This is a genomic window from Paenibacillus sp. N119s (assembly GCF_059447605.1).
In genome coordinates, this window is the sequence record NZ_JCAJRU010000289.1 from 1 (window position 1) to 5,489 (window position 5,489).

Sequence of the window (5,489 nt, forward strand, 5' to 3'; positions counted from 1 at the left end):
TTTTGTTCGCCGCAGTGCACGCCAAAATTGATATTCCGATGGCTATTGACCGGGCAAAGGCAAAATATCCGCAGGTGGAATTTGTATACGGACGCCCGATTGGCGTTCACGAGAAAATCGTTAGCATACTGCTGGATCGCTTGAAAGAGACCCGTCCGGTTGCAGTTCCAGCGGGGATGCATAGCGCGGTCGAGACATCTGCCGAGGTATCCAACGAAGAAACAGCAGTACTTGTATTAGGACGCGGAAGTAGCGATCCAGATGCAAACAGTGACTTTTTCAAAATCACCCGTATGCTGTGGGAGAAGCTTTCTTATACGTGGGTAGAAAGCAGCTTTATCGGCGTGACGCAACCTTCTTTTCCAGACGGTCTGGAGCGTTGCGTACGACTGGGTGCCAAAAAGATTATCGTGCTTCCGTATTTTCTGTTCACGGGGGTGCTGATTAAGCGCATCGAAGAAATGACCCAGGAATTTGCTGAGGCTCACCCTGCATTACAGGTGGAAATGGGCGGATATTTTGGTTTCCATCCTCAATTGGTTGAGCTGGTGCTAGAGCGGGCTAACGAAGGTTTGTTCGGTGAGGTTACGGCTAATTGTGATAACTGCCAGTTCCGTCTGGAAGCACAGGAGCATCACCATCATCACCACGACCATGACCACGATCACCATCACGACCATGAGCATGGCCATCACGATCATGATCACCACCACCATCATACACATGAGCATAATCATCATCACGAGCACCATACACACCACCACGCGCACGATCATGAGCATAGACATGCTCACGACCATGAAGACCATGACCATGATCATGCGTCTTCTGTAGTGAACGTAACTGGGCAGGTGAAAGGCTCATGATTTTCATGCTGTGTGGAACGAGCGATGCACGGGAATTGGCGCTGCAAATTCGTGACATGGGCTTTAATGTATTGACCTCAGTCGTAACCGAAAGTGCGGCGGCCAGTTTGTCCGAAGCAGGACTGGATGTGCGTACAGGCCGAATGACAGCCGATGAAATGGGGGCAATGATTCGGGAGAAGGGGATACAGGCTGTTGTTGATGCCAGCCACCCTTTTGCAGAGGAAGCACATGCGAATGCGATGACTGCTGCTCGCGAGTCTGGAGTTCCTTATATCCGCTACGAGCGGACGGGACTGGTGTATGACAATCATCCGTTGCTCCATATCGTTCCTTCCTATGAAGAGGCGGCATTAATTGCTAAGCAACTCAAAGGCTCTGTCATGCTTACAACGGGCAGTAAGACGCTTGGCACGTTCACCAAGCATTTACTCGGAGATCCGGACATTCGTCTGGTTGCACGTATGCTGCCGCGCCTCGACAATATGGAGAAATGCGGAGAACTGGGGATGGAGCAAAAAAATATCATTGCCATGCAGGGACCCTTTTCCCGTGAGATGAACGAAGCATTGTACAAGCACTTTGGTACGACCGTGATGGTCACCAAGGAGAGCGGACGCACCGGAGCAGTGGATGAGAAGGTTCAGTCTGCTTTGGACCTGGGTATTCACGTCATTTTGATTTCCAGACCGGAAGTAGAGTTTGGTACGGTATTTGATCATTTCGACGGAGTAATTAACGCCCTTCGTACAGCCACAGGGAAGACTTCAATTTGAGTTGAGTCAAAGCCCTACAAGTTCAGTTACTCCAGAACAACTGCTGGCATGTATCTAAAATATAGTCATCTTAAAATACGCGTTTTAATAGAAGTATCTGGTATTTCATTGCACGAGCAGTTATTTTTCCTAAACTAATTTTCCATAAGGAGTGGGTCGATACCATGGATTTTAAAACAGACTTTAAGCCGCTAACGGTGCAGCCGCAGGAGATTGAGGGTAAAAGCTTCGCGATGATCACAGAAGAATTGGGAGAGCATCCATTTACAGCAGAGCAATATCCCGTTGTACAGCGTGTCATTCATGCATCTGCTGATTTTGAGCTGGGGCGCAGCATGGTATTCCATCCCAAAGCAATCGAAGCCGGAATTGCAGCTATTCGCACAGGGCAGCCGGTGGTGGCAGATGTGCAAATGATTCAGGCAGGGCTGAGCAAGGATCGCATCCGTCAATTTGGCGGGGATGTTCATGTGTACATATCTGACCCGGACGTGATGGAAGAAGCCAAAAGGCTGAACACGACACGTGCCATTATTTCAATGCGCAAAGCGATTCAGGCGGGCGAAGGTGGGATCTATGCGATCGGGAATGCGCCGACAGCGTTGCTGGAGCTGATTCGTCTGGTGAAAGAAGGAGCGGCTAAACCCGGACTGGTGATTGGCATGCCCGTAGGTTTTGTATCGGCGGCAGAATCCAAGGACGAGCTGCGCAAGCTGGATATTCCGTTCATCACGAATATTGGACGCAAGGGTGGCAGTACGATTGTGGTAGCGGCATTGAATGCAATCTCCTTAATGGCTGTCCGCTAGATGCGGTTGTCCGTTTGCTGTATCATGAAATGAAATTAGACATGATCAGCAGCAGAGGTTAAGGAGGAATTGGCATGGAAAAGGAAGCGGCGTCCGCCAGCAAACCCAAACGGATGAAAAGTGGTGAAGCTCCCGCGCCGGACAAGCCGATGCGGTCAGGCTTTACGACGGGGGCTTGTGCGGCTGCAGTAGCCAAAGGAGCGGTGCAACTGCTCATTACGGGCATACCGCCGAAGGAAGCGGTGATATCGCTGCCCGCGGGCTTCGATCATGCGTTTGAGCTGATCGAGCCTGTGTTGGACGCGGACGAGGCTTCCTGCACGACGATCAAGGACGGTGGCGACGACCCGGATGCCACGCATCAGGCGAGAATTAGCGCCTCTGTTAGCTGGCGCGAGGAGCCGGGCATTGAGCTGGACGGTGGCATTGGAGTGGGACGGGTAACGAAGCCCGGCCTGCCTGTGCCTGTCGGGGAAGCAGCGATCAATCCGGTGCCGCGTCGGATGATTATGGAGGCCGTCTCAGGCGTGCTTGAGGAGCATGGATCGGCCAAAGGGGTCCGGGTCGTCATTAGTGTGCCGGACGGCGAAGAAATCGCCAAGAAAACACTGAACGGACGGCTTGGCATTCTTGGGGGGATTTCCATCCTGGGTACACGCGGTGTGGTCGTTCCGTTTTCCACGTCAGCGTATAAAGCCAGCGTGGTGCAGGCTATATCGGTTGCCCAAGCGATGAACTGCGAGGAAATTGTCCTGACCACAGGCGGCAGCAGTGAAAAATATGCGATGCAAATGTATGACCAGTTAACGGAAGAAGCTTTTATTCAGATGGGGGATTTTGTCGGCTTTGCAGTCAAGCATGGCAAACGATTGGGAATGAAAAAGATTATTCTCGTCGGTATGCCTGGCAAGCTGTCAAAGGTTGCTCAGGGTGTCATGATGGTTCACTCCAAGAGTGCTCCGGTAGACTTTGGATTTTTGGCCAGGGTTGCGCGTGAAGCAGGGGTGGACGAGTCACTTGCAGCGGCAGTGGCTGAGGCGAATACAGCTACGCAGGTGGCGGATATGATGACCGAAGCGAATGCGCTGAGCTTTTTTGAAAAGTTATGTACCTATGGATGTCAGCATTGCCTGGAGCATGCAGGTGGTGGAATCACCGTGGAAATGGTACTGGTAACGCTGAAAGGGAACGTGCTGGGGAGGGCGAGAGTTGGTGAGTAGAGTGATCCGTGTCATTGGTATCGGAGAAAATGGAGCGGCAGGCCTGTCGCAGGAAACGCTGGAACAAATTGAGCGTGCTGACCTGCTGGTCGGTGGCGAGCGCCAGCTAGCTTTTTTCAAAGCAGCTACAGGAGAAAAACGAACATTAAAGAGCGGCTTATCCGCCGTGGTAGAAGAATTGGGACGGTTGCGTGAGCACAAGGATATTGTCGTGCTTGCGTCAGGCGATCCGCTTTTTTTTGGAATTGCAGGCTATTTGTCTGCCAAGCTGGGGGCCGAACATCTGGATATTTTACCCCATCTCAGTTCGGTTCAACTAGCGTTTGCACGTCTTGGTGACAGCTGGCAGGATGCGGTGCTGGAAAGTGTACATGGTCGTCCGATGACTGGTTTAGCGCAGCGGATCGATGGGCAGAACAAGATCGCGTTGCTGACGGATGATCGCAATCATCCCGCCGCGGTTGCCGCTTATCTGCTGCATTTTGGCATGACGGAATATGATGCCTTTGTCGGTGAGCATTTGGGAGGACCGGATGAGGTGTATCGGCATTATACGCTGGAAGAGATGGCGCAGGGGACATTCCAACCCCTGAACGTGGTTGTTTTGCGCCGTCGTAAGGGAGAAGACGTGCCAGCAACCCGCCGGGGATTTGGTTTTGAGGATGCTGAATTTCACCAGCGCAAGCCGGAAAAAGGGCTGATCACGAAGCGTGAAGTGCGTGTATTCAGCTTGTCCGAGCTGCGATTGACCGAGCGAAGCATCGTATGGGATATCGGCGCAGGCTCGGGTTCTGTAGCTGTGGAATGTGCGCGGCTGGCCAAGTACGGGCAAGTGTTCGCCATTGAGAAGAATGAAGGCGATCTCGCCAATGTGGAAGCGAACAAGATCAAATTTCGCACTGATTTTCCAGTGATTCATGCCAAAGCGCCTGCCGGATTGGATGAGTTGCCAGACCCGGATGCCGTGTTTATCGGCGGGAGCGGAGGAGAGTTGGCAGAACTGATCCGTCTGTGCGCTTCCCGTTTGCGTAAGGATGGGCGGATTGTAGTAAATGCTGCAACGATTGAGACGTTGCATGACGGTATGAAGGCGATGCAGGCCGCAGGACTCGAAACCTCGGTGACGTTACTGCAAACAGCGCGTAGCAAGCCGATTTTGAATATGACTCGTTTTGACGGACTCAATCCGATATATGTCATTACAGGACAGCCGCCGGTAGACGTGGCTGACGGAGCAGCAGGGGAGTAAGCTGGTAATTCAAGAGGGGGAGAGACAGCATGAATACGGCGGGAATAGGAACACTTTACGGCGTAGGCGTGGGGCCGGGTGATCCCGAGCTGATCACGGTCAAGGCGTACCGGATGATTCAGGAATGTGCAGTTGTGGCTTATCCGAAGAAGCGCCGGGGAGGCAAATCGTATGCCCACGAAATTGTGGAATTATACGTGAACCCGGAGGAAAAGGAGATGCTGGGGCTCATTTTTCCAATGACCAAGGACCCGGTTGTACTGGAGCGGGAGTGGAACAAAACGGTGGTTGCTTGCTGGGAGGCTCTGAGTCAAGGGAAGGATGTAGCTTTTGTCACAGAAGGAGATCCCAATCTGTACAGTACCTTTATTCACTTGGCACGTCTGATGAAGGATCTTCATCCCGAGGTGCCGATTGTATCTATTCCGGGCATCTCTTCTGTATTGGGAGCAGCGGCGGCGCTGGAATTACCTTTGGCAGACGGAGACCAGCAGGTCGGTATTATTCCGGCTACGGAGGATCGAGAAGCGATGAAGCGGGCCATTGAGAATCACGATACAGTCGTGTTT

Annotated in this window: 6 protein-coding genes; all 6 read left to right on the plus strand. The window is 52.4% G+C overall.

The genetic code is table 11. From position 1 onward, the window contains the following. A partial coding sequence (locus tag AC5V8P_RS22885; RefSeq protein ID WP_495473895.1) for a sirohydrochlorin chelatase occupies positions 1-866 on the plus strand: 866 nt, incomplete at its 5' end. Further along, complete coding sequence (cobK, locus tag AC5V8P_RS22890; RefSeq protein ID WP_064797728.1) at positions 863-1,642, plus strand: precorrin-6A reductase; 780 nt, start codon at positions 863-865, stop codon at positions 1,640-1,642. The genes AC5V8P_RS22885 and cobK, both read left to right, overlap by 4 nt. Positions 1,643-1,806: 164 nt before the next feature. Further along, positions 1,807-2,451 (plus strand): precorrin-8X methylmutase, encoded by a 645-nt coding sequence (locus AC5V8P_RS22895; RefSeq protein ID WP_064797729.1) that lies wholly within the window; start codon positions 1,807-1,809, stop codon positions 2,449-2,451. Between the two features lie 74 nt (positions 2,452-2,525). Further along, entirely contained in the window at positions 2,526-3,671 is a 1,146-nt protein-coding gene (locus AC5V8P_RS22900) for a cobalt-precorrin-5B (C(1))-methyltransferase (RefSeq protein WP_064797730.1), read from the plus strand. Further along, positions 3,664-4,920 (plus strand): bifunctional cobalt-precorrin-7 (C(5))-methyltransferase/cobalt-precorrin-6B (C(15))-methyltransferase, encoded by a 1,257-nt coding sequence (locus AC5V8P_RS22905; RefSeq protein WP_064797731.1) that lies wholly within the window; start codon positions 3,664-3,666, stop codon positions 4,918-4,920. Before AC5V8P_RS22900 ends, AC5V8P_RS22905 begins: the two co-directional genes overlap by 8 nt. A gap of 29 nt (positions 4,921-4,949) precedes the next feature. Next, positions 4,950-5,489: precorrin-2 C(20)-methyltransferase (cobI, locus tag AC5V8P_RS22910; protein ID WP_495473896.1), on the plus strand; the 540-nt coding region annotated here is incomplete at its 3' end.